Below are 3,179 nucleotides of genomic sequence, written 5' to 3' on the forward strand. Positions count from 1 at the left end.
TCGGTGGGGCAGGCTCTTACCGGACGAGTGCCCGGCGTAATTACCGTGAGCACTACCGGTAGACCAGGCGAAGAAGACCCTGAAATTTTTATTCGGGGTAGAAGTACCTGGAACGGCAGTGGCCAGCCGCTAGTGCTGGTCGATGGGATTGAGCGGAGCATGAACGATGTCAACATCAATGATATTGAGAAAATATCGGTGCTAAAGGATGCTTCGGCTACCGCAGTTTTTGGGGTAAAAGGAGCGAACGGAGTAATCCTTATCACCACCAAACGAGGGCAAAAGGGCAAGCCCCAACTATCGTTATCGGTTAACTCGGCCTTCAAAACTCCGTCTAGAATTCCGCGAAAACTTGGTGCTTACCAAGGTTTAGCCGTGGCGAACGATGCCATTGAACGGGAGGTGAGTGGCATTGAAGAATCCTGGGCGGATTATACTCCCCGGGCAATTATGGAGCGGCACCGTAACCCCGCTGATCAGTTTGAGCGCGAGCGGTACCCCGATATAGATTGGGCGGACGTGGTGCTTAAGGATTTCGCGATGGATCATAACGTGAATCTCTCAGTACGCGGGGGCAGCGATTTTGCTCAGTATTTTGGGGCACTCTCGTACCAACGGGTAGGCGATATATTTGATGCTGGTTCTTATGATAACGGACGGACTTATCAACCTAACCTGGGCTACGACCGCTTTAACTACCGCAGTAACGTTGATTTCGATATTACCAAAACCACTCGCGTGTCGGTTAACCTCTCCGGCTTCTACGGTATACAACGAACGGTAGGTAATGATGATATGCGGCTAGTGTACTCTAGCCTGTACGGTATGGCCCCTACACTATTCTACCCGATCCACGAAGATGGAACTTACGGAGTAGACCCAGCCGATATCTGGGATACGACCAACCCGCTAATGGTGATGACAACCAAAGGGTCTCCTCAGAATCACCGGATTCAGGTGAACTCGGATATTATGCTGGAGCAGGACCTGGACTTCCTGTTAGAAGGACTTACGTTCAACGGTCGGTTAGCCTACGATAACAATTTCCGGGGCAACGGCGGAGTGAGAGAGAATAATCCGGGCGGGACGGATAACGTAATCTTTAAGCGCTATCTCGACAATGGCGAAGAGTTGTTCATCACCCCTCCGGGCGACAACCAGTTTGATTTCGTAACCCAGCCCTGGTACTACGACCCTATTGATATGAATAATGGTGATGTAGAACGTCGGCTGTTCTATCAGTTCTCGCTAAACTATGAACAGACTTTTGGGGGTAAGCACAATACCAACGTGCTGCTGCTCATGAACCGCGAGGAGTACGCTAAAGGCTCGATGTTTCCCCGCTACCGGGAGGACTGGGTGGCTCGGGCTACGTACAACTACGACGAGCGCTACTTTCTGGATGTGAACGGTGCTTACAATGGCTCGGAGCGCTTCGGGCCGGGATACCGCTTTGAACTCTTTCCTTCGGCCGCCGTAGGTTGGGCAATTTCCAATGAGCCGTTTATGCAGGGAGCTAACTGGCTGGATATGCTAAAAATTCGCGGTTCCTACGGAGTAGTAGGAGATGATGATATTAACGGACGCTGGGGCTACATCTCGCAGTGGGCTTCCGGGGGGCAGGCCTTTATGAATAATGCTAACCCTTGGGGGCAACGGTCGCCCTACACCTTCTACCGGGAAGATGTGATTGGCAATCCTAATCTCCGTTGGGAAACGTCTACCAAAGCCAATATTGGGTTTGACCTCACGCTCATGAATAATTTAGTTACGGCTACGGTCGATGTTTTCCAGGAAGAGCGTAACGATATTATTGTTCAAGGTAACGACCGAAGTGTTCCATCGTTCCTAGGATTTAGTGCTCCTGACCTGAATGTGGGCCAAACTTCAGTAGAAGGAATTGAAGTTGCGTTAGGGTTCAACCATTACGTAAACCCAAATCTGAAACTATGGTCGAACATCAACTTCACCCAGGCCCGCAGTAAAATTGTGTTCCGCGAAGAACCTGCTTTACTAGATGATCACCTCAAGACCGAAGGCTTTCCGATTGGCCTGTACAAGCGAGCAATCAACGGCGAATTTATGACTAGTTGGGACGATATATACATGTCGGTGCCCCTAGTGAACGATATGCAGTACCGTCGCCCGGGTTACTTTGACATGGTAGATTTTGACTCGGACGGTCGCCACGATGGTAATACCGACCGGGCTCCCTATGGCTATCCGCAACAACCCATCAATACCTGGAACTGGACGGTAGGAACTGACTTCCACGGCCTATCGGTGATGGTGCAGTTTTACGGAGCCTTCAACGTGACCAAACAGCATACTGTCTGGGATTTTCACAAAAACACTCCTCTGTTCTTCGAGCACAATATTGATTACTGGACCGTAGATAATCCCAATGGTGAAGAGGTGCTGCCGGACTGGAAAGGGGGCGCCGCTACCGATTCTTACCGAAATTACTTCGATGCTTCGTTTGCCCGATTGAAGAATGTGGAGATCGCTTACAATTTTCCGGGACAAAACGGAACTAGCTACAAGGTATTTGTCGGCGGAAACAATTTGCTTTTTTGGTCCCATTTGCCCGATGATCGGGAGAGTAATCGGGACAATGGTGAAGCCCACGTGCGGGGCGATTACCCTACCTTCCGCCGCATTAACCTTGGCTTTAACATAAACTTTTAAAGAAGACCCACAATGAATAAATTCTGTATAAAAATAGCGAGTATACTGGGTAGTCTTCTGCTGATTACTACCTCCTGCGAAGATTATCTCGATAAAACTATAGAAACCAATCTGGACCAAGAAGAAGTGTTCAAAAACTTCGTAAATGTTCAGGGATTTGTAGAAGAAATGTACGCTATGGTGGTGAACTACGGCACCGCCACTCACTGGCAAAGCTATATGTGCTACGGGGATGATGCCGTTGGCAATCAAAACTGGCAGTTTGACTATCGTATTGATCAGGGCCGCTACTGGAACTGGATGAACGATATGGGTTCGTTCTTTTACGAAAACCCCGCTAATACTGCCGATGGTTTGCCGTTTAACCGGGCGGGTATCTGGCAAAGCAGTTGGGCGGGTATTCGCAAAGCCAATCTGGTCATCGAAAGTGCCGATCTGATCGTGGATGCCACCCAGGAAGAAAAAGATGTGCTGCTGGGACAGGCGTACTT

Annotated in this window: 1 protein-coding gene and 1 pseudogene; both read left to right on the plus strand. The window is 49.5% G+C overall.

The window, feature by feature from the left end; genetic code table 11:
• Nucleotides 1–2,688, plus strand: a 2,688-nt coding sequence (locus WBA23_RS12940; RefSeq protein ID WP_424582696.1) for a SusC/RagA family TonB-linked outer membrane protein, incomplete at its 5' end; no start/stop codon positions are given.
• A 12-nt stretch (nucleotides 2,689–2,700) separates the two neighbouring features.
• A pseudogene (locus WBA23_RS12945) lies at nucleotides 2,701–3,179 on the plus strand (hypothetical protein); the annotation flags it as partial.

Origin of the sequence: Tunicatimonas sp. (assembly GCF_049647865.1) — a bacterium.
In the GTDB taxonomy this organism is placed as follows: Bacteria; Bacteroidota; Bacteroidia; order Cytophagales; family Cyclobacteriaceae; genus Tunicatimonas.